This is a genomic window from Psychrobacillus sp. FSL H8-0484 (assembly GCF_038005325.1).
In the GTDB taxonomy this organism is placed as follows: domain Bacteria; phylum Bacillota; class Bacilli; order Bacillales_A; family Planococcaceae; genus Psychrobacillus.
In genome coordinates this window covers 1,556,075-1,576,607 of record NZ_JBBOSZ010000001.1, presented here as the reverse complement: position 1 = coordinate 1,576,607, position 20,533 = coordinate 1,556,075, and the positions used below count along the sequence as shown (strand labels likewise).

Genomic DNA, 20,533 nt, shown 5'->3' with positions numbered 1-20,533 from the left:
AAAAAATCAATTAACTTCTTTTATTACTTTTGAATTCAGTGTAAATATTACTGAAATGACCACGATTAAGATTCCACATAAAAGCATTATGTTTGAGATTGTTAGGTTCATGACAAGAGCCAATGAAACAAAAGCGTAGGAGAGAGGAACAAGTCCATTAGACGAGGCATTAATAAGGCTCATCACTCTTCCCATTTTTTCTTCATCACTTTGCTCTTGAATAGTTGAAATGAGTGAAACATTAATAATGGATGAAAGTACACCCATCATTGAAAGCAAGACAATGCCTTGCCAAAGAAATCCGATTTGACCAAGTAGGGACAGGAGAATTCCGAGGAAAGTTATCATTATTAGGATGATCAATCCCCTTTTCTTTCTTAAGTTAAGTATCCCGACAATTATTGCCCCAACGAGCATCCCTCCTTGGTAAGAACTCTGTAAGAAGCTTAAATCTAAAGCCACTCCATAAATCACTTTATCCACTATGAGTGGTATGCCCATAAGTAGAGGACCAAAAAAGAAAAAGTTAATAATCACTAGAATAAAGAGCATATTTTTTAGAAAGGGCATCTTCCAAACATAGGTTAATCCTTCTCTTAATTTCTCTTTTGTCGAACCCTTTTTTTGTGGAATTGTATTTACATCTTCTTTTATTAAAAACGAGAAAATGAAAGTCATAGTTAAGAAGATAGCGATGATTTTTTGTAATGTGACCTACCCCAATTAGTTTCTTAACACACTAATACTCCCTATGTCTTTTCAATTAAATTCATAGCGCATTGTATGGCTCACATCTATAAATCCTTGCTTTTCATATAAAGTAATAGCACCAATATTTTCAGACAGTACATTCAACTCTAAGTAATCTAAATTTCGATTTTCAGCCCATTTTTTTGCTTCTAATAACAAAGCTGAACCAATTCCTTGAGATTGATATTTGGTTCCAACAATTATATCTGGAATAAATGCGTATTTATGTTCAACCAAACACGTATATGATGGTGTGATTAGTTCTTGAATAAGTAAAAAACCTATAGTACAGTTATCAATTTCAGCTAATAAAATATCCGAATCCTTTTCATTGATTGTTTTCCTTATAAACTCTAAATCCTGCTTTGCAGGCTTTATATATTTGGGCTGAAAGTTTGACATTTTTAAAAAAAGCTCTTGATATAAAATTTCTATTTGATTAACTTGCTCTAGCGTAGCTAACTTTATATTCATATTGTTCCTCCAAAGTTCTTTTAAAATTATTTAAAGCAATATACTCTTATGTGAAATAATAACATATTTCTAAATTTAGAATTAACTATTCAAAATCTGATATTTATTAAGCTAACCTGCCCCGTTAGCTTAATAAGGAAAAAGTCTTTACTCCCTTCTTGAAGTAAAGCACTCGTTAGTGTAAAACTAATAATTCATTTTGCAGTATTTTTAAACAAGTTTAATCCAGTAATCCCTACGATTATGGAAATAAATAGCACTACATAAATAATCTCTCTGTAATCAGCTTCGGTAGTGTAATCAACGTATAGCCAAAATACCTCAATAAACAGAACAAGAACCCAGACAATAAATAGATACAGCAATTTCAATATTTCCCCTCCCAAATTCCTTATCTCTCTATTACTAATTCTTTAACAAGTCCGATACTCCTTCTTGAACTAAACTGCATCGTTAGTTTAAGTACATTCCTTCACAAACTAATTCAAATTTTGACATAAATATCCAGTTTAGGAGAAGTATATTTTATTAAATGTAGGGAAGGCGTCATCATACCATTTTACGATAAATCAACCTTTTCCTTTAACATAGCCTAAAAATAAAAGAATGGCCGCTTTTCTATTAATTATGTTAGTGTCCGAAGGAAGATACAATTTCGGGCACTACATCCTTTTCTACGTTTTGTTCCCTGCTAATTCTAACAAAGAGGTGTTGGTTTGGAATAAAAATTGATTAAAATACAGCTACAAATGCTGATTCTAATAGAAAATCATAGCCCCTATTTTGAAAAAAGATTGATCAAAAAGGGGCTATTTTTTATCCCTCTTCCCTATCTCGAGGTGACATTTATGTTTTTATAGTTATAACCTTATTTAAAGGATAGCTTTCAATTTTTAATTTTATATTATAAATAGAATGTTCAGTCAGTTCAATTGTTTCAAAACTAGCTAGAAGTCTTGCTTCCTCCCTTGCTTTATAAAACATCAAATGATCAATTTGTCAATATAATGTGCAAAAACAAATACGTCCCCAATGACCGCCCTGGATTCTTCCGACGTTGGTGCGGAAAATGGTGCAATGCCTTGTCAGATTCTCCGGCCCTACTTTGGTACTAATAGAACAGTTCTAATCATATTCATAAAAAAGAAAACAATAAGAAGGAGTCTAAAGTTAGTTGATAAAAGTTAAGGTTAGTTTACGGCCCATTGTAAATAAAATAAATTTACCCACTGTTTTGAAAACGACTATAGTTCCGGGTGACTCAATCGAAAGATTATTTATTGCAACCCAGGTAGGAGAGATCTTTTACATTGGAAACGGAGTTATAAGGACTTTTTTAGATATTCGCCCGCGAATCATAAAACTAGGTGTTTCTGGTGGTGGATATGATGAACGAGGATTGATAGGGCTAGCGTTTCATCCCGAATTTCATTATAACGGTCTGTTTTATCTTCATTATTCTGTAGCTGGTACACAAGGTCCAGGTGCTCTTCCTAATTCAGAAGCTGCAGGACGAGGCCAAGATGGTCTTCCTGAATTTTTTCAGCCTAATCCGTGTGACCCCAGAACCTTAAACCTAAAGTGGATTAATAGAGAAACTCAATTTGATCATATTGATACAGTTGAAGAATGGATTTTACAATCGAATGGTCAACCTCAAAAACGGCGGGCATTACTTAACTTAAAAAGACCATTTTTTAATCATAATGGTGTCAATAGCTTAAACTTTTCACCTGAAACAGGAAAACTTGTTTTAACAACCGGAGATGGTGGATCAGGCTATGATCCATTTAATTTAAGCCAGGATGATATGGAAATCGCCGGTAAAATAATTGAAATTGATGTAGCTAAGAATACATTTATCGGTAATCCACCCGTAGTCACACGTTTTAATGAACTTCCCGCACCTATTCAGGAAACACTTACGGTAATTGCCAAAGGAGTTCGTAATATACCCGGTATTTCATTTCAAAGGTTTGATAATCAGTATATCAAATATGTGGGAAATGTCGGACAGGATTTAGTAGAGTCGATTTTTTCATTCGTTCATTATAAACCAATACCGGTTACTCAACTTATTCAAGCTTCTTTAATGAAATCCGAACCTGACCAAGAAGGATTTATTAACTTTGGCTGGCGAGGGTGGGAAGGTGCTTTTCCTGCTTCCATTATAAGGGGCTGCTCTGCAAATCCGACTTTGGAGGAGAAAACAATTGCATATTACAATGATGCAGTAAAAACTTCAGTGTTACGTCTTCAGCCTCTGACTAGTTATTTTCATAAGGATCCCCGACCTGATAAGTTTGGAGGTACTGCACTTACAGGAGTGCAAGCCTATATGGGAAATGGAATTCCCGATTTAAAGGGCAGCGTTGTGTTTACCGATTTTGCCCGGGATGAAGGATCTCAACCACCGGTTAGAGGGGTTTTAGCTTGTACCAAGGTAAGTCCAGATTGTAAATTAAATGATTTTAGTGTTATTGAAACCGATTATAATTTTGGGTCTCAATCAGCTTTTTATGTTAGTTTGGGAACGAATCTGAATCAAACCAGACTATATTTAGGGGTTTATGGCTCTATGAACGTGACTGATTTTAACCAAGGTACTATTTTTGAAATTGTTCCATGATTCATAACTATTAAATTCGACTTAATACCAGATGAATCTCTTTCTTGGATTTAATTGAATCGAAAAATAAAACAAACAAGAGAGCAATCAGGCTCCCTTGTTTGTTTATTTTTCCGGGTATTTAAAAGCTGAACACCTTGATTTCATCCGGAATATTTGTATTTCTCTTACATTAGAACGGATATCATGTTGCTTTTACTTGTAAGATAACTCGCAGTCTCTGAAGAAGTTATATTCCGCGGCAGCAGGCCTGTCGAGAATTTTCCTGATGAGTTTCATTGGATTAGATAAGGAATGTAGTATGGTTGAACGGATTATCCGGGTGGTCTCCCAATCACAAATCCACACTTTAAACCGGAAGGAAAACTACAGCCATCGTTTTTACTTGCCCAGCATCCTATGCAACCGCCTAAACTGGTTGTTACATTTGCCCCACATACGGCGATTATAGGCTTCGATTTCAACGATGACTCTTCTCGGTACAAAAATCTATACCGTTCCAAATACTGGGGTGATTTGGAGAGTCACTAAGTTATAACGGTCTTTAATTTTTTAAGGAAGAATAAAGCCAGCTCAACCCATAACCAGTTATAAAGGAAAGAAAATACAAAAATACTTCCTGCTGTAAGGAATGAATAGGAATCAGATACGGTTGGACCAAGTACCGGAAAGTGGAAAACATATAGTAGACTCATACTACCTAACGTTAAGAGTATGGCACCAATAAAAATAATGCTTAATCTCTTCTTGAAAAAGGAAAAAGCTGCACCTATACCAATCCCTAACAACCCTGTTGTAAAAGGAAAAATGACTAGTTCACTTGGAAACAGTATGAATAGCAACAGGATGGTAAGAAAATAAGACATCACTCCAATCTGAAGGGAAAACATTGCACCAATCAAAATGGGTAAAGTAGCAAATGGGCTGATAAAATATCCGATCCCTGGTAAAAAGCCACCAGCTGCCTGAAGTACAGCAGCCAAACAGGCGAGAAAAGATCCTAAAACAAGCCTCTTCGATTTTGTATGTTTACGAAATTCTAATTGGGCAAATCGAACCTCATCTGAAATTGATTTTAAAAAACACATCGGTCCACCTCATTCAAAACGGTTATTAGATACAATACAACGCAACGTCCTCCAACAAACAAAAAAAGTTTCTTTTTTTCATTAGAACTTCTTATAAAAATAGTATTTTTACTATTGATATTTTATTACTTTTTTAAATAACCTTTTCAATACTTAACAGACACACCATTTTATTTTTTTACTTTAGCTTATTGAACTAAAATTAACCCCTTCAACAGTGATATTCACAGATGCTTGGAGAGCATTTAAAACGTATGCGAATGATAAAGGGTTTACGCACTATCGTTTTAAAACAGGTACAGAAAGAACAAAAGGCATCTATCATCCAGAATGTAAACAAACTATCACCAACGTTTAAAACAATGGATAATGCGATATAAAGGTGTTGCAACGAAATATCTGCAACATTATTTGGCGTGGTTTTGTTCTTGGACTCAATTTCATTTGATACAGATGAACGAAGTATTCGCACATTTGCGGTTGAAAGTTGCTTGTACCCAACGAATGAAACTAATACATCTATTTGCAAAAATAAATTTTCAGCTTAATCTTTTTTTATATTCCCTTTAAAAAGGAATATATTACAAATTAACGACAAGTTTTATTGACACTTTGACAAGTTTTGTTTACAATCAATATGGAGGTGATGATACAATGAATAAAGATGAAATTTTAGCTAAAAGTCGGAAAGAAAATGTGTATATGGATGAAAGAGAAGAAAAAATAGATAGTGAATCAGGTTTAACAGGATATATTGGCATTACCATTCTTCTTATTTTGTTTATCGTTTTTAAAGGAACAATGAAGCAACCTATCGCAGATATATTATCAATTTTAACTGCACATTTAACAATCGTTTCCATTTATAAATACCGACGAATTCCAGAAAAGAAATTCTTCTTAACAACAGGTGTTATTTACGGTTTAATTACATTGTTTTTAATTGGTTTCTATGTAATTGAGGTACTGTAATATGAAAGAAGAATTAAATCTAAAGAATAACTTGAAAGTTGCCAGAGTCGAAAAACATTTATCTCAAACTGAATTAGCTAAATTAGTTGGTGTCTCTCGTCAAACTATTAGTTCAATTGAGACAGGTCAATTTAATCCAACTGCAAAGTTAGCATTAATTTTATGCATCGCATTGGATAAAAAATTTGAAGAACTTTTCTATTTTAATTGATTAAGTAAGCGTACTCGAAGCAACAATCGAATACGCTTTTTATTTTGAAGAAAATCAAAAATCAAGTTAAACAGAGCCTAAAACTAAAAAAGGAAACAAGATCCGAAAACAATGAGAAACAAAGTAAATATGTATATCCATTTTCGAGAATGTACAATAAGTGCTGGAATCTGGCCATTCACTGAGTGATATAGCCTCTCATACTCATTAGAAAAAGCGAGCTGTCCTGCTCTTAGGACGACTCGCTTTTTATATTGTTCAAGAAAGCATTAATTCTTCTATTTTTGGGTTTCCATAACGCGAAGACGTGCAATTTTCTTTTTAGTTTCATTAAAAAGCTCGTCTAATTGGCGAAATGCTGCATAGCTATGTCTATTTTTTTTGATAAATGCAAATCGCTCCTCAAAATTTAGTGGGTCTGCTCCTTCTGCTTTTTCTAAAACATTTGCTAGCAGAACGATACCATTCTCCATTAATTCTGTCGTAGGTTTTCGCTTATCTTTGAAAAGATCAGTTAATTGTACCCTAATTTCTATCCAATCATCGAAGTCTTGTTGAAAATTATCGTGATCAAGCTTGGGCAATTTTATTCATCCTTTTCTTACCTTCTCTACAAACTGACAATAGTGGACAGGTCGGACAATTCGGGTTCTGTGCTTTGCAATGATAACGACCGAAGAAAATAAGTTGATGATGTGCTTTGGACCATAGTTCCATTGGTGTCTTTTTCATTAACGTTTCTTCCACTTGGAGCACGGAATCCTTCCATCTACAAAGCCCTAAACGTTTGGATACTCGTTCTACATGTGTATCCACCGCGATTGCAGGAATATCGAAAGCGACAGAAACTACCACGTTTGCGGTCTTTCGCCCTACTCCAGGAAAAGTCGTAAGCAAATCGCGGTTAGGTGGAACTACCCCATCGTACAATTCTATTAATTGTTTACTCAATGCTTGTATGTTTTTAGCTTTATTGCGATATAGACCAATCGAACGAATGTCATTTTGTAATTCTTCGATGGATACTGCTAAGTAATCTTCTGGCTTCTTATATTTTTGAAATAAGTCTTTTGTTACTTTATTTACTAATACATCAGTACACTGTGCAGACAATAAAGTAGCTACTAATAATTCGAAAGGGTTTTCATGCACTAGCTCACAATGAGCATCTGGAAACATTCGTTCCATCTCATCTAGGCAATATTGCCATTGTGCTTTCGTAAGCATCTTTTCACCTACTCTCTTTCTTCTAACCAGTTATAAAAAGGCACTTTCGCTGAACCCGATTGTGGCTCAGCTGATTTTTGGGCTGGAATATGTTGTCTAAATTGAGCTGTTTGATTTTCAGCTGCTTCAACGGTTTTAATATTTTTCTTTTTCCATTCGAATAAAATACGGTCGATATATCGTAAACTGAGCTTCTGTGATAACACCGCTTCTTTTAATGCTAACCGAATTAAGGAAGCAGAATGCTGGTCTTGGTCAAACCACATACCAATAGTTTCATATTCCATTGGTGACAATAGTCGACCAAATTCTTGTTCAAACAATTTATAAATTTCGCCTTCTTGGACCCGAACTTGCTCGTCCTGCATACTATTTTCTTGTTGCTCGACACAATCTACAAGCAACTCCCATAGATGATTAAAAGCATAGTATTCATAGAGAACACCATTTGGATCTTTATGCTGCTCGATTTGAATTAAACCTTTTTGCACAAGACGCTGTAAAATAGTCACTACTTTATTTTCATTGAAATGTGTACGGTCCACTAAATTTTGTGGTGTCGGAAAATGATTTCCTGCTTCTCCATAAGCAAATAAATGCAATAAGAGAATAGCTTCCTCATCTTTAACATTAATGGCTTTATAATGGCTAAAAAAAAGCTGGGAAATGGTTACATTTCCCTGCTCAGTCCAGATACGGAGACGATCTCGCTTTTGCATACTCGTACTCCCTTTCTTATTATATTACTTTTAAATTATTTACTGATTACGGATATAAACGGTTCAATAAACGTGGGAATGGAATCGATTCACGTACATGCTCTGCTCCACTTAGCCATGCTACAGTTCGCTCTAATCCTAATCCAAATCCAGAGTGTGGTACGGAACCTTGTTTACGAAGTTCCAAATACCAAGCATATGAGGATTCATCTAGGCCATGTTCTGCTAAACGTTGTTTTAATAAATCATAATCATGAATACGCTCAGATCCACCAATGATTTCTCCATACCCTTCTGGTGCGATTAAATCTGCACATAATACAACATCATCTCTGTGTGGATGTGGTTGCATATAGAATGGTTTAATACCTAATGGGTAATGTGTGATAAAAACTGGCTTGTCATATGCTTCCGCAATTGCTGTTTCATGTGGAGAACCAAAGTCATCGCCCCACTTAATGTCATCAAATCCTTTTTCATGTAAAAACTTGATTGCATCATCGTATGAAACACGTGGGAATGGCGCTTTAATATTTTCAAGTTTAGAAACATCGCGATCTAGACGCTCTAATTCCAATGTGCAGTTTTTCAATACAGCTTGTGCAATATATTCTACATATTGCTCTTGTACTTCTAAGTTTTCTTCGAATTCTACGAATGCCATTTCTGGCTCAATCATCCAAAATTCAATTAAGTGACGACGAGTTTTGGATTTTTCCGCACGGAAAGTAGGTCCAAATGAAAATACTTTTCCTAAAGCCATTGCTGCTGCTTCCATATACAATTGACCTGATTGAGAAAGAAATGCATCCTCATCAAAATATTTTGTATGGAATAATTCTGAAGTTCCTTCTGGTGCTGATCCTGTTAAGATTGGTGGATCCATTTTAACGAAACCATTTTCGTTGAAGAATTCATATGTAGCACGTATAATTTCGTTACGAATTTTCATAATAGCATGTTGTTTTCTTGAACGAAGCCATAAATGACGGTTATCCATCAAAAATTCAGTACCATGTTCTTTAGGTGTAATTGGAAAATCAACTGCTGCATGAATCACTTCTATTTCTTTTACTTGTATTTCATAACCAAATGAAGAGCGATCATCTTTTAATACTTCACCAATGATATACATGGATGTTTCTTGCGTCATACCTTTAGCAGTTTGGAAAATTTCTTCTCCAACCTCTTCTTTGACAACAACTCCTTGTACAAAACCAGAACCATCACGAAGCTGTAAGAATGCAATTTTACCGCTTGAACGTTTATTTGCAAGCCATGCACCAAGTTTTACTGTTTCTCCAACATGACTTGCCATGTCTTTAATCATAATTTTTTTCATGTTATCCTCCTAGGTTTATAAGTTTGAAATTCGCTTCCACCAATCTCCATTATCAAATAATAGATAGACGTAATTAAGTTTGTTTGTTTCATTGACATACGTTATTTCCCAAACTGGCCCTACTTCTTCTACACCAAGTTTTGCATGCAATAATTTACTATTTGTTTCATCTTCCATCGCTAGTTGGATTGCTTGCTCTTTCGATATTCCATCTTGTAACTTCACTTCCATAATTGCATCATCGTTTTCTTTTTCAGGAATGAAAAATGCTTTTTCCTCACCCTTTGCCGTCTTACCAATGATGGTGTGGAATGTAGTAGAACTGTTATATACATAAGCATCTTCTACCTGTGCTAATAAATTGTTTTCGGTTACATAGGTTTCGGCTGATTTATTAGCATCTTTAAACGGTGCTTTTGCTTGAAAGTAAATTAGTAGACTGAGAATAACTGTTAAACTAACAGCAAAAACAACAAGAAATAATAGCCATCTTTTAAGTATCATTGTTAAGTCCTATAAATCGTAAAAACAGCTTTTTCTTGGTCGTCTTTATCTAGCGCTAGTCCGAACATTAAATCTCGCTCTTTTAATGTTCGATTTAGTACGTCAACTAATTTATACAAGTCCGATTGGTAATTGACTGTGACGGTTGACAGCACATCAATTTTGTTTTCCATATTTCTACCCGCTTTCTAAAACTAATCCTCAATTAGTATACCAATTTTCTAGCTCTAAAACCATATTTTCTAACGATACTTTCTTTACTGGAATATTAGGAATTGCCTGTAAAAAGTCACTTCCATATGACTTCGTTTCAATTCTTCTATCTAATACGATAAAAACTCCTTTATCGGTAGATGAGCGTATTAAACGACCGAATCCTTGTCTAAATCGGAGGACCGCTTCTGGGAGTGAATAATTTGAAAATGGATTTAGGCCATTTTTTGTTAAGAGTTCTGCCCTCTTTTTAAATAATGGGTCGTCTGGAGATGAAAATGGTAAACGAACCATAATAATGACCGAAAGGGCATCTCCCGGTACATCCACACCTTCCCAAAAGCTATTCGTCCCAAAAAGCACCGATTTTGAAAAGCGTTGAAATGATTTCAATAAGCGCATTCTACTTCCAGAAGTCATGCCTTGTGCAAATAACATATAATCTTCTAGTAAATTTGTGTCTTGAATTAAATCAACTGTTTTCCGAAGCATATCTTGTGATGTAAATAAAACAAAGCATCTGCCTTCAGACACAAGCACTGTCTGTACAATCGCCTCAGCTACTGATTCAATATAATCATTCTGAGATACATGTTGAATATCGGGCATATCTTCCACTATTAAAAGTTCTGCTCCATTATAATAGTTAGACGCAACTTTAAACTGATGTATCGGAATTTGAGGACTTAATCCAAGTTGAGCAGTGATAAAATGTTTATTTGATGGTACCGTTAGCGTTCCAGAGGTCCAAATGACTGCTCCAGCCTCTCTTAGTGGTGCCATTGCATCATTTATATCTTCCTGATAGTTTAATGGTCTTTTAATAATTGTTAAGCTACCAGGTATACTTCTCTTATCAATTTCTAACCATTTCGCTTCTACTGCCTCATCTTGCAAAAATATTTCATCCCATTCACTAACTTTAATCTCTAGCTCTCTTAACCAATATTCCCACTCGTTTAACAAAATAGGTGTTAGTTCTTCTTCTACATTCTTTGAGTAAGAATCAATAATCGATTTAGCAGATAATACATACGTTTGAATAGACGTGGCAACTGAACGGAAAATAGAACTATCTAAATTCAACCCTTCTAACGCTACCATTCGTTTAGTACTTTTTGAATGAGCACCTAAATGTTGAATAGATGAAATAATATAAGAAACTGCTCGATCAAATGTACATACAACGTCTACAAACTGTTTTTCCAGTCTTAATTGCAAAGCTAATGGTATTCTTAGTAATGCAAGTTTACCTAGTAATTGATCTGTATCTAACGTACCAAACTGACCTAATGCATACTTCCAATTTGTATAGGAAAAAATACGTTCTTTACGAGACATACTTGCATGAATTAGTTGGTGAGCTTCATCAATTATGACTGCACAACCATGCGATAAGAGTTTATTTTCTCTTTCTTTGTCTGCTAGAACCATCGCATGATTTGTTACTAAAATATCACATTTTTCACTTTTGCGAACAGCTCGTTTATAAAAGTCAAAGTCTCCAACTTCCCTTAACTTCGACTGTGCGGTTCTTCTAATTTTATCGACGAATAATTGACCTCCACCAGAAACGTTTAATTCTGTTAAGTCCCCTTCCTCCGTCATCGTTAGCCATACTAATATTTGCATCACTGTAAATGTTTCATCATAGGACTCATCTTCCAGCTGAAGATGTTGCCAAAAGCGATACAAATCAATATAATGGTGCATCCCCTTTAATTTCGCTACACGCGTTTCAGTACCTAAAATTTCATTTAATTTTGGAATTTCTTCTAACACTAACTGATCAATTAAATGGGTTGTATATGTACTAATAATAATAGGTTTTTGACGATCTAACCCATAAATCGCAGTTGGTAGCAAATAGCCTAATGTTTTCCCAATGCCGGTTTCCGCTTCGCAAACTATTTCTGTTTGTCTTTCTAGCGCATGATGAATTTCGTCCATTAATTCAAACTGACCATATCTTTCTTCAAAACGGGAAAAACCTTTTTGAAATAATTCTTTTTTTAATTCTTTTGTGGAAGGGTACGGTATGGACGATGGATACAGATTGCTTTCTACTATTTCTTTGATGGGTATCCCTCGATAAAGTGGAAAATCATTCGACTCCACTTCTTTTCTCTTTTTTGTTAAGACATCAAAGAATAGGATCGACAAATTAGACTTTAACTGAAAAGATCTTTTATGTAATAGTTCTATCGTTTTTAGAGGCAGACTTAAAAGCTGCTCAATGCATTTTAACAATAAGTGTGCAGTAGCTAATGCATCATCGTCTGCTCGATGAGCGGATTGTAATTCTATATGCAATTCTGTAGCAATATCCTGCAGTTTGTAACTATATACATTTGGAAACATTAGCTTGGCAAATTCAACTGTGTCCATAGTTTTGCAAATCAACTTTGGTAGCCCTACTCGTATTAATTCTTTCTGTAGAAACGAAAGATCAAAATGAATATTATGTGCAACAAAAATATGATCTTGCAGTAAATCCAAAATTTCTGGACCGATTTCTTCAAATCGCGGAGCATTTTGCACATCGACGTCTTTAATTTTCGTTAAATCTTGAATAAAAAATGGAATCGGCTTTTCTGGATTAACAAATGTAGAAAAAGTATTCACTATTTTGCTGTTTTCAATAAACACTATTGCAAGTTGAATAATACGGTCACCATTGGAAGATGAATGGCCTGTTGTTTCAATATCGACAACTGCATATTTATGATTTTCCATCTTTCTTCAACTCACAGTCATTATAATTAGCTTGGTAATTCTCTCTTTTTTTGCATCTTTATAAAAAATTGTACCACATTCCTTAAATAGAAACGAAAAATATGCTAAATAGAAAAGGGGATGTCCTTAAAGTCATATAATGACTGATAGATGGTCCCTTTTCCATTGTATTGATTTCCGTTCTAGACGGACGCTCTCCGCGGGCATGGCTTCAGTCTCCTCGTCGCTTTCGCTCCTGCGGGGCCTTCACTTCATGCACCTGCCACTTCGCTTTCGGTGCAGAAAACATCTGCTATTCCCGCTGGAGTCGCCGTCTTTCACTACAATCAATTGCCTACAAAAAATAGTAGTTTAATAAAAAGTATACAAAAAACAGGTGTAGAAAAAGAGAGTCGTTTTTCTACACCTGCTTCAATTTATGGGCTTGTTGGACAGCCCATTTAGAAAAGTTCTTACATGACAGTTGCTTCCGGTTCATAATGAATAATTTGATTTATTGTGTTGTCTGGATTCATAATGGCAACAGTTGGTTGATGTGTTTTCACTTCTTCATTCATTACATACGCATACGATAATATAATAACTATATCCCCACGTTGCACAAGACGTGCTGCTGCACCATTCACACAAATTACGCCACTGCCACGTTCTCCCGCAATAATATAGGTTTCAAAACGAGCACCATTGTTATTATTGACGATATGCACTTTTTCATTTGGTAACATACCAACTTCATCTAAAATATTTTGGTCAATTGTAATACTTCCTACATAATTTAAATCCGCTTCCGTGACTACTGCACGATGAATCTTTGCGTTTAACATCATTCTTAACATTCCGTCACACTTCCTTTGTTTCTACTAAAATATTATCTATTAAACGAGCTTTTTCAAAAAATACAGCTGTTGCAAATAAAAGTTGATCGGTTTGTTCCGAAACAAGTTGTAATGTTGGGTAGGTTAATACTGCAAAATAGTCTATTTTCCCAGACGTATTTTCTACAATATGCGCTTTTCCTTTTGCAATTGCTTCTTCTACATTTTTTGATTGCTTCCATGTCTCTGTAGCTAGTTGTAAAGCTTTGTATAAATGAACCGCTTGCGCTCGTTCTTGTTGACTTAAAAAGACATTTCGAGAACTTTTTGCAAGTCCATCCGCTTCACGAACTGTTGGAACTCGTACAATCTGTACCGGAAAATTATATGCATTTACAAATGTATCAATAATTGCTAGCTGCTGCGCGTCCTTTTGCCCAAAGTATGCTTTAGTTGGTTGAACGAGATTGAAGAGCTTCGTAATAACTTTTAAAACTCCATCAAAATGACCTGGTCTACTTTCTCCACATAATTTCGTCGAAAGCTCTCCTACTTGGATCGTAATACCGCTTTCAAATGGATACATTTCTTCTGGAGTCGGAACAAAGAGTACATCTACTCCCGCTTCAGTAGCTAGTTTTGTATCACGTTCTATATTTCTTGGATATCGATCTAAATCTTCATTTGGTCCAAATTGGGCAGGATTCACGAAAACACTTGCTACAATGAAATCATTTTCTTCTCTAGCTTTATTTAATAATGCTTGATGTCCTTCATGTAAGTATCCCATTGTAGGAATAAACCCAATTGTTTTCTCTTTATTTACCTCAATAATATGCTTTAACTCATTGATTGTTTGAACTGTTTGCATGATTGCCTCCGTACAATTGGTTTAGTTGCTCTTCCTTCATCGTAAATGAGTGCTCAAGCGCTGGGAAGACACCACTCTTTACCTCTTCTACATACTGTTTAATACCATCAATAATTGGAACACCAACGTTTGCAAATTCTTTTACAAATTTAGGAATGTGATGTGTACCGTATTTCACCATGTCGTGGAACACTAATACTTGACCATCTGCAGTAGCTCCTGCTCCAATTCCAATGGTAGGTATTGTTAGGGCTTCGGAAATTTTTTCAGTAAGCTGATAGGGTATACACTCTAATACAAGTGCACAAGCACCTGCTTGTTCGCATTTTTTGGCATCTTCTATTAATTTTTCTGCAGCTTCTGTCGTTTTACCTTGGACTTTATAACCACCAAGTACACCAGCAGATTGTGGCAACAAGCCAAGATGAGCAACAACTGGAATTCCAGCAGATGTCAACTTTTCAATAACAGGTAGCACATCATCAGCACCTTCAAGTTTGACCGATTGAGCACCTGTTTGTTGCATGATTCTCACAGCATTTGCAAGCGATTGATCAACTGATCCGTGGTATGTGCCAAAAGGCATATCTACTACTAAAAAGGTGTTTGGTGCACCTCTCCTAGCAGCTTTTCCGTGATGAATCATATCCTCCATTGTTACAAGTACTGTAGAGTCGTAACCAAGGACGACCATTCCTACTGAATCTCCGACTAACACCATATCAATTTCTGCATCTTCTGCAAACTTAGCTGTTGGAAAATCATACGCTGTCATCATGGTAATCTTTTCGTTGTTCTTCTTCATGTTCAAGAAATTACTTGTCGTTTTCAAAAAATCCCTCCTCATATTAAGTGAAGAGAAAACCAAATATAAAGCCCTTCAAATCCAGTTATGGACAGAAGGGCAGAAAATGTAAATTAGTAGGTTTTCTCCGTCCCTGTCAATCATAGATCAAGGCAGACTATTCAATTGAATTGCAAATTACAACAGGTGCAGTTCTATTCAGATACTGCCCTACGCATACAGAATAACAGAAAATATTGGCTACGTCCAAATTATCTTCTCATAATTAAATTAGATGAATATCTGCCGAGTAAATACCTCGAATTTCTCCATTATCTAGTTGAAGCTCTAGTACTCCATCGTTTGTAATGCCAATCGCAACGCCTTCTAACGTTTCCCGCAGTAAGTTTGCTCGAATACGTTTACCTATCGTGCAATTATAACTTTCCCAAAGTATTTTAATTGGTTCAAAGCCATTTTCAACATATATATTCGAATACTTTTCCAGATAATCTAGAATTTTAGCTACTAGAACCACACGATCTATTTCATCGCCGGACTCTATTTTTATGGAAGTAGCGATGGATTGAATGGATTGTTCAAACGCATCGATCTCCTGATTTACATTTACGCCAATACCGATAATAATTGACTGGACTCGATCCATATCAGCTTGCAGTTCTGTTAAAATTCCTGTCACTTTTTTCCCGTTGATCTGTAAGTCATTTGGCCATTTTATATTTGGTGAACATTTGGTCGTATCTTCAATTGCACGTGCTATAGCTACAGCAGAAACCAATGTAAATTGCGCTGCAAATTGTGGACTTATTTCCGGGCGAATGATGACACTCATCCAAATCCCTTTATTTGCAGACGAATCCCAACTACGTTCTAGTCTTCCTCTACCAGCTGTTTGTTCCTCCGTAATAACAACTGTTCCATGAGGGGCACCTTCCCTTGCTATGGAAGCTGCGATATTTTGAGTGGAATCACAAACAGGATAATAGACAATATTTCTTCCTAAGTACTCTGTTTGTAAATTGGGAGTTATTCGTTCAGGCGAGACAATGTCAGGGATTGATTTCAAGACATATCCTTTTTTCTTGATAGCCTCTATAACATAGCCGTCATCCTCAATACTTTTTAAATGTTTCCAAATCATGGTGCGAGAAATTTTTAATTCGTCAGCAAGCTTTTGGCCTGAAATCGGGATTCCCTCTGCACCTAGTAATTGGGAAAGAATCTTTTCTTTAATTGGGATATTCATGAAAAAACCATTCCTTTATATGTTTTCTATCATTTTTTAACCTGTTATTTACTATCGAGAGCGTTGCGTTTTCAAGAACTTCCCTAATCCACGGACCGCTTTTTCGTCCTGTCCACTCCATAAAATCATGACCACTTACCACAATATCTTTAACAGTCGAAATAGGAATGGAGGCTTTCATGTGATGAATATCTTCCTCTGTATAAGGAACATCCTTATTCCATATAGCTTTTGCATAGCTTGCAGCAATTACTAATACTTCTTCCGTAAACTGAAAAAAGTCATAAGGCGTCCAATCTCCCTTTTGTAGTTGGTCTACCGCCTTCACTACATTTTTCACATGTGCTTTTTCGGCATTAGAACATCTATAAAAGGAGAGGATAGCATTTACTTCCGTAGGTTGCTGCATGAGCACAAAATATGCCCATCCATTCGCTGGATTTCCAAAGCTAGAAAAATTCTCCCAGCTTTTTTGATAAGAAGACCAATCTCCAAGAAAGTTTTTTGCTAAATTAGTAGAAATAAATAAATCCATCCCTTTTCCTACATGTTTACTAGCCCAAATTTTTTCAAGCTCTACTTTTACTCTTTCCATCGAAACATGGGAGATAAGTGCATGGAGTGTTTGGATTGCCTCAAAAGTACTTGTATGTAATGTAAAATTCAACTGAGCTGAAAAACGAACAGCTCGAAGCATCCTTAATGCATCTTCGGAGAATCGTTGCTTAGGATCTCCTACCGCTTGAATAATTTGCTTGTTAATATCTTCCCTACCATTGAAATAATCGATTACCTCATCAGATTTCGTTAACGCCATGGCATTCATCGTAAAATCACGCCGTTGTAAATCTTCTTGTAGGGATCGAACAAATATAACTTCATCGGGCCTACGAAAATCGGAGTAGGTCGCTTCGGAACGATAAGTAGTTACCTCAATAGTCTCCTCTAGTACAATCAACACTGTTCCATGCTCAATTCCTACATCTATCGTGTGATGAAATAACTGTTTGACATCGCTCGGTGTTGCATTCGTTGTTACATCCACGTCATTTGCATTTATATTTCGGACAAAATCGCGGACCGCACCTCCTACAACAAATGCTTCGAAGCCAGCATTTTCAAGCGTTTCAATTACTTTATAAGCATCTGGCCACCGGTTTCTCATCATGTTATTTTCTCGCCACTCTTTCGTACATTGCTTCATATTGTTCCACAATTTTTGATGAACTAAATCGCTCTTGCGTAATCTCAAGAGAGTTCTCCCTTAATCGCTTATGTAAACTAGGATCTTGTAATATTTTTATACCGTATTCTGCAACTTTTCCAATATCACCTAGTTCAACTAAATAGCCATTCTCACCATGAGTGATAACTTCTGGAATGCCGCCAACATTTGTACCTATGCAAGGTACCTCACACGCCATTGCTTCTAACAAAACTAATCCAAACGATTCTTTTTCTGAAAGAAGTAACATTAAATCGGAAATAGCATAAAGTTCAGATAGATTCTCTTGTTTACCTAAAAACAAAACATCTTTTTCCATAGATGTACCTTTTACATATTCCATGACCGGATGCTTTTCCGGTCCATCACCAACTAATAACAATTTCGCTGGTACCTCTTGTCGGATTAGTTCAAAGCTTTTTACAACATCTGGCACATGCTTTACTTTTCTAAAATTAGATACATGAATTACCACTTTTTCTTCCGGTCTGATTCCAAAAAGTTCTTTTAGGTTACCAGGATCCTTCTTTCTATACTCTCGTTCATCGACAAAATTATAAACAGTTTCTATTTCTTTATGAGGAGATATTAATTCCATCGTTTGGTTAACTAAAGAATTGGAAACAGCTGTCACAATATCCGATTTTTCAATACCATAACGAATAGCACCTGACAGCGATGAATCATATCCAAGGACTGTAATATCTGTGCCATGCAACGTTGTGACAATCCCAATATTGGAATTCGCCATATCTCTTGCAAGAATTGCACAGACGGCGTGAGGTATTGCATAATGAACATGTAGCACGTCTAGCTGCTCATCTACAATAACTTCCGCCATTTTATTCGCAAGCGCAATATCATAAGGTGCATATTGAAAAACAGAATAGTTGTTTACTTCCACTTGGTGATACGTTATGGTTGGATACATTTTATTTAAACGGAAAGGTACACTAGAAGTTATAAAATGAATCTCATGACCTCTTTCCGCTAGCATTTTGCCAAGCTCCGTTGCAATGACACCGGATCCACCAACAGATGGATAACAAGTAATACCTATTTTCAATTTTCGCATAACTTCACTTCCTTAACGTGAACGTCTTTCTTCTAACAATCGCCAATCTAAAAAGCCTTCTTCTATCCCTTTTAATAATATTTCCGCGGTTCCCATATTCGTCGCGAGTGGAATTTGATACACATCACAAAGTCGAATTAAAGCAGAAACATCTGGCTCATGTGGTTGCGCAGTAAGTGGATCTCGGAAAAAAATAACCATATCCATTTCATTATTAGCAATAGCGGACCCTATTTGCTGATCGCCACCGAGAGGTCCTGACTTATATCTAAATAATGTTAATCCTACCTCACTCATAATACGCGTTCCAGTCGTTCCTGTAGCAAACAATTCATGTTCTTCTAATATATTTTTATATGCAGTTACAAATTGAATTAAATCTTCTTTTTTCTTGTCATGTGCAACTAAAGCGATTCTCATGTTGTCACTCCTATAAAATAATGTCTTCTAAACCGTAAATTAGCGTATTTCGCTTCATTATTTCATTAATTGATAAAACGATACCTGACATGAACGATGAGCGGTTAAACGAATCGTGACGTAATGTGAGTAGTTGTCCTTCCCCACCAAGTAAAACTTGTTGATGTGCGACTAATCCAGGTAAACGAACACTATGTATATGCAGGCCTTCTATGTTTGCCCCTCGTGCCCCTTCTACTATTTCCTCTTCCTCTGGATGTCCTTGTTCCACATTCTCTCTTACAGCTTGAATCATTTGTACTGTTTTCATTGCTGTACCTGAAGGAGCATCCACTTTTTGATCATGATGCATTTCAATTATTTCTACATTCGGTAAGTACTTAGCTGCCGTTTGTGCAAATTTCATCATAAGAACAGCACCTATAGAGAAATTTGGAGCAATTATACAACCAACCTTTTTCTCTTTTACTTTGTTGCTTATTTCATCTAATTGTAATTCAGTAAAGCCCGTTGTGCCAATAACAGGTCTTACCCCATACTCTAAAGCCGTCATAGCATGATCGAAAACGCTTGAAGGAACCGTTAAGTCTACTAATACATCCGGTTCTGTTTGCTCAATTAATTCTTTTAACGAAGTAAAGACAGAGATGCTTTCTCCTAAATAGACTAAATCTTTTTTACTGTCTAACACACTTACTAAACGAAATTCAGGGTTTTTAAGAATAGTATCTATTGCTTCTCTTCCCATTCTGCCTCTTGGTCCTGCCACTGCAACTTTAATAACCATCATTAGTCCTCCTTTTTAGTCCAACGATCTTTATCCCGAGTATTGTATTTATGTAATACACTTTGAAGAGAATCTTGCAAATCAATTCCTTCTGCATTAGCCATACAAATTAATACAAAAAAGAAATCTCCCATTTCATCGGCAAGTTCTTTGTCGACTTCTGTCTGCTTCTTTTTCTTCGTTCCGTACTTATGTTGTACCTCTCTAGAAAGCTCTCCTAACTCTTCTGTTAATCTTGCCAAAAGTTCCATTGGAGGAAAGTATCCCTCTTTAAACTGGTTTATGTATGAATCCACTTCATTTTGAAGCGCATATAACGTCTTCTTTTCTTTCATCATTCTTCACTCTCCTTCTCTCATCGTAATAAATATCACCTGTAGTTGTCAAAATCAATAAAATAATCGATAATACATTAAGTATGTAT

Annotated in this window: 23 protein-coding genes and 1 pseudogene; 4 read left to right on the top strand and 20 right to left on the bottom strand. The window is 35.8% G+C overall.

The window, feature by feature from the left end:
• Positions 1–6: 6 nt before the first annotated feature.
• From MHH81_RS07375 to MHH81_RS07365, 3 genes are all read right to left on the bottom strand, one after another.
• Positions 7–690: an MFS transporter gene (locus tag MHH81_RS07375; protein WP_340925167.1), complete on the bottom strand. Its 684-nt coding sequence runs from the start codon at positions 688–690 to the stop codon at positions 7–9.
• Between the two features lie 69 nt (positions 691–759).
• Positions 760–1,224 carry a GNAT family N-acetyltransferase gene (locus MHH81_RS07370; protein WP_340919618.1) on the bottom strand — a complete coding sequence of 155 codons (465 nt, stop codon included), beginning with the start codon at positions 1,222–1,224 and terminating at the stop codon, positions 760–762.
• Between the two features lie 194 nt (positions 1,225–1,418).
• Complete coding sequence (locus MHH81_RS07365) at positions 1,419–1,595, bottom strand: hypothetical protein (protein ID WP_340919616.1); 177 nt, start codon at positions 1,593–1,595, stop codon at positions 1,419–1,421.
• 803 nt (positions 1,596–2,398) lie between these two features.
• Between MHH81_RS07365 and MHH81_RS07360 the strand changes: the two genes are divergently transcribed.
• Entirely contained in the window at positions 2,399–3,853 is a 1,455-nt protein-coding gene (locus MHH81_RS07360; protein ID WP_340919612.1) for a PQQ-dependent sugar dehydrogenase, read from the top strand.
• A gap of 527 nt (positions 3,854–4,380) precedes the next feature.
• Here the strand turns inward: MHH81_RS07360 and MHH81_RS07355 are convergent.
• Positions 4,381–4,941: a hypothetical protein gene (locus MHH81_RS07355; protein WP_340919610.1), complete on the bottom strand. Its 561-nt coding sequence runs from the start codon at positions 4,939–4,941 to the stop codon at positions 4,381–4,383.
• Between the two features lie 322 nt (positions 4,942–5,263).
• Here MHH81_RS07355 and MHH81_RS21305 point away from each other — a divergent pair.
• The 3 genes and pseudogenes from MHH81_RS21305 to MHH81_RS07340 all read left to right on the top strand — a co-directional run.
• Positions 5,264–5,364, top strand: a pseudogene (locus MHH81_RS21305) (IS1595 family transposase); the annotation flags it as partial.
• A 231-nt stretch (positions 5,365–5,595) separates the two neighbouring features.
• Positions 5,596–5,913 carry a DUF6442 family protein gene (locus tag MHH81_RS07345; RefSeq protein WP_340919608.1) on the top strand — a complete coding sequence of 106 codons (318 nt, stop codon included), beginning with the start codon at positions 5,596–5,598 and terminating at the stop codon, positions 5,911–5,913.
• 1 nt (position 5,914) lies between these two features.
• Complete coding sequence (locus MHH81_RS07340; RefSeq protein ID WP_340919604.1) at positions 5,915–6,124, top strand: helix-turn-helix transcriptional regulator; 210 nt, start codon at positions 5,915–5,917, stop codon at positions 6,122–6,124.
• A 278-nt stretch (positions 6,125–6,402) separates the two neighbouring features.
• On the opposite strand, the gene MHH81_RS07335 is transcribed toward MHH81_RS07340, so the two are convergent.
• The 16 genes from MHH81_RS07335 to MHH81_RS07260 all read right to left on the bottom strand — a co-directional run bounded on the left by MHH81_RS07335 (position 6,403) and on the right by MHH81_RS07260 (position 20,444).
• On the bottom strand, positions 6,403–6,708 hold the full coding sequence (locus tag MHH81_RS07335) for a YpoC family protein (protein ID WP_340919601.1): 306 nt from the start codon (positions 6,706–6,708) through the stop codon (positions 6,403–6,405).
• Positions 6,695–7,351 (bottom strand): endonuclease III, encoded by a 657-nt coding sequence (gene nth / locus MHH81_RS07330; protein WP_340919599.1) that lies wholly within the window; start codon positions 7,349–7,351, stop codon positions 6,695–6,697. The genes MHH81_RS07335 and nth overlap by 14 nt, the downstream gene beginning before the upstream one ends.
• Positions 7,352–7,359: 8 nt before the next feature.
• Positions 7,360–8,070 (bottom strand): DnaD domain-containing protein, encoded by a 711-nt coding sequence (locus tag MHH81_RS07325; protein ID WP_340919597.1) that lies wholly within the window; start codon positions 8,068–8,070, stop codon positions 7,360–7,362.
• A 46-nt stretch (positions 8,071–8,116) separates the two neighbouring features.
• Complete coding sequence (asnS, locus tag MHH81_RS07320; RefSeq protein ID WP_340919594.1) at positions 8,117–9,412, bottom strand: asparagine--tRNA ligase; 1,296 nt, start codon at positions 9,410–9,412, stop codon at positions 8,117–8,119.
• A 15-nt stretch (positions 9,413–9,427) separates the two neighbouring features.
• The gene (locus MHH81_RS07315; RefSeq protein ID WP_340919591.1) at positions 9,428–9,916 is read right to left on the bottom strand and encodes a cell wall elongation regulator TseB-like domain-containing protein; all 489 of its coding nucleotides are present in this window, start codon (positions 9,914–9,916) and stop codon (positions 9,428–9,430) included.
• A 2-nt stretch (positions 9,917–9,918) separates the two neighbouring features.
• Positions 9,919–10,089 carry a YpmA family protein gene (locus tag MHH81_RS07310; protein ID WP_340919588.1) on the bottom strand — a complete coding sequence of 57 codons (171 nt, stop codon included), beginning with the start codon at positions 10,087–10,089 and terminating at the stop codon, positions 9,919–9,921.
• A 28-nt stretch (positions 10,090–10,117) separates the two neighbouring features.
• Positions 10,118–12,865, bottom strand: coding sequence for an ATP-dependent DNA helicase DinG (gene dinG / locus MHH81_RS07305; RefSeq protein ID WP_340919587.1), 2,748 nt, complete (start codon positions 12,863–12,865; stop codon positions 10,118–10,120).
• Positions 12,866–13,317: 452 nt separating this feature from the next.
• Positions 13,318–13,701: an aspartate 1-decarboxylase gene (gene panD / locus MHH81_RS07300; RefSeq protein ID WP_340919585.1), complete on the bottom strand. Its 384-nt coding sequence runs from the start codon at positions 13,699–13,701 to the stop codon at positions 13,318–13,320.
• Between the two features lie 4 nt (positions 13,702–13,705).
• Positions 13,706–14,551: a pantoate--beta-alanine ligase gene (gene panC / locus MHH81_RS07295; protein WP_340919582.1), complete on the bottom strand. Its 846-nt coding sequence runs from the start codon at positions 14,549–14,551 to the stop codon at positions 13,706–13,708.
• Entirely contained in the window at positions 14,526–15,383 is an 858-nt protein-coding gene (panB, locus tag MHH81_RS07290) for a 3-methyl-2-oxobutanoate hydroxymethyltransferase (protein ID WP_340919580.1), read from the bottom strand. Before panB ends, panC begins: the two co-directional genes overlap by 26 nt.
• A 238-nt stretch (positions 15,384–15,621) precedes the next feature.
• Positions 15,622–16,602, bottom strand: a complete 981-nt coding sequence (locus tag MHH81_RS07285; protein ID WP_340919578.1) for a biotin--[acetyl-CoA-carboxylase] ligase — start codon at positions 16,600–16,602, stop codon at positions 15,622–15,624.
• Positions 16,586–17,854: a CCA tRNA nucleotidyltransferase gene (locus MHH81_RS07280; protein ID WP_340919576.1), complete on the bottom strand. Its 1,269-nt coding sequence runs from the start codon at positions 17,852–17,854 to the stop codon at positions 16,586–16,588. Before MHH81_RS07280 ends, MHH81_RS07285 begins: the two co-directional genes overlap by 17 nt.
• Positions 17,772–18,902, bottom strand: a complete 1,131-nt coding sequence (gene bshA / locus MHH81_RS07275; RefSeq protein WP_340919574.1) for an N-acetyl-alpha-D-glucosaminyl L-malate synthase BshA — start codon at positions 18,900–18,902, stop codon at positions 17,772–17,774. Before bshA ends, MHH81_RS07280 begins: the two co-directional genes overlap by 83 nt.
• 12 nt (positions 18,903–18,914) lie before the next feature.
• Complete coding sequence (gene mgsA, locus MHH81_RS07270; protein WP_340919573.1) at positions 18,915–19,322, bottom strand: methylglyoxal synthase; 408 nt, start codon at positions 19,320–19,322, stop codon at positions 18,915–18,917.
• 10 nt (positions 19,323–19,332) lie between these two features.
• Positions 19,333–20,109 carry a 4-hydroxy-tetrahydrodipicolinate reductase gene (gene dapB / locus MHH81_RS07265; RefSeq protein ID WP_340925165.1) on the bottom strand — a complete coding sequence of 259 codons (777 nt, stop codon included), beginning with the start codon at positions 20,107–20,109 and terminating at the stop codon, positions 19,333–19,335.
• Between the two features lie 2 nt (positions 20,110–20,111).
• On the bottom strand, positions 20,112–20,444 hold the full coding sequence (locus MHH81_RS07260) for a nucleotide pyrophosphohydrolase (protein ID WP_340925164.1): 333 nt from the start codon (positions 20,442–20,444) through the stop codon (positions 20,112–20,114).
• Positions 20,445–20,533: the final 89 nt, after the last annotated feature.

Bases quoted from the DNA above. Each gene is read 5' to 3' on its own strand.
- MHH81_RS07370 (WP_340919618.1), bottom strand. From the start codon at position 1,224: ATGAATATAAAGTTAGCTACGCTAGAGCAAGTTAATCAAATAGAAATT.
- MHH81_RS07355 (WP_340919610.1), bottom strand. From the start codon at position 4,941: ATGTGTTTTTTAAAATCAATTTCAGATGAGGTTCGATTTGCCCAATTA.
- MHH81_RS07345 (WP_340919608.1), top strand. From the start codon at position 5,596: ATGAATAAAGATGAAATTTTAGCTAAAAGTCGGAAAGAAAATGTGTAT.
- MHH81_RS07340 (WP_340919604.1), top strand. From the start codon at position 5,915: ATGAAAGAAGAATTAAATCTAAAGAATAACTTGAAAGTTGCCAGAGTC.
- nth (WP_340919599.1), bottom strand. From the start codon at position 7,351: ATGCTTACGAAAGCACAATGGCAATATTGCCTAGATGAGATGGAACGA.
- MHH81_RS07325 (WP_340919597.1), bottom strand. From the start codon at position 8,070: ATGCAAAAGCGAGATCGTCTCCGTATCTGGACTGAGCAGGGAAATGTA.
- asnS (WP_340919594.1), bottom strand. From the start codon at position 9,412: ATGAAAAAAATTATGATTAAAGACATGGCAAGTCATGTTGGAGAAACA.
- MHH81_RS07315 (WP_340919591.1), bottom strand. From the start codon at position 9,916: ATGATACTTAAAAGATGGCTATTATTTCTTGTTGTTTTTGCTGTTAGT.
- MHH81_RS07310 (WP_340919588.1), bottom strand. From the start codon at position 10,089: ATGGAAAACAAAATTGATGTGCTGTCAACCGTCACAGTCAATTACCAA.
- dinG (WP_340919587.1), bottom strand. From the start codon at position 12,865: ATGGAAAATCATAAATATGCAGTTGTCGATATTGAAACAACAGGCCAT.
- panD (WP_340919585.1), bottom strand. From the start codon at position 13,701: ATGTTAAGAATGATGTTAAACGCAAAGATTCATCGTGCAGTAGTCACG.
- panC (WP_340919582.1), bottom strand. From the start codon at position 14,551: ATGCAAACAGTTCAAACAATCAATGAGTTAAAGCATATTATTGAGGTA.
- MHH81_RS07285 (WP_340919578.1), bottom strand. From the start codon at position 16,602: ATGAATATCCCAATTAAAGAAAAGATTCTTTCCCAATTACTAGGTGCA.
- bshA (WP_340919574.1), bottom strand. From the start codon at position 18,902: ATGCGAAAATTGAAAATAGGTATTACTTGTTATCCATCTGTTGGTGGA.
- mgsA (WP_340919573.1), bottom strand. From the start codon at position 19,322: ATGAGAATCGCTTTAGTTGCACATGACAAGAAAAAAGAAGATTTAATT.
- dapB (WP_340925165.1), bottom strand. From the start codon at position 20,109: ATGGTTATTAAAGTTGCAGTGGCAGGACCAAGAGGCAGAATGGGAAGA.
- MHH81_RS07260 (WP_340925164.1), bottom strand. From the start codon at position 20,444: ATGAAAGAAAAGAAGACGTTATATGCGCTTCAAAATGAAGTGGATTCA.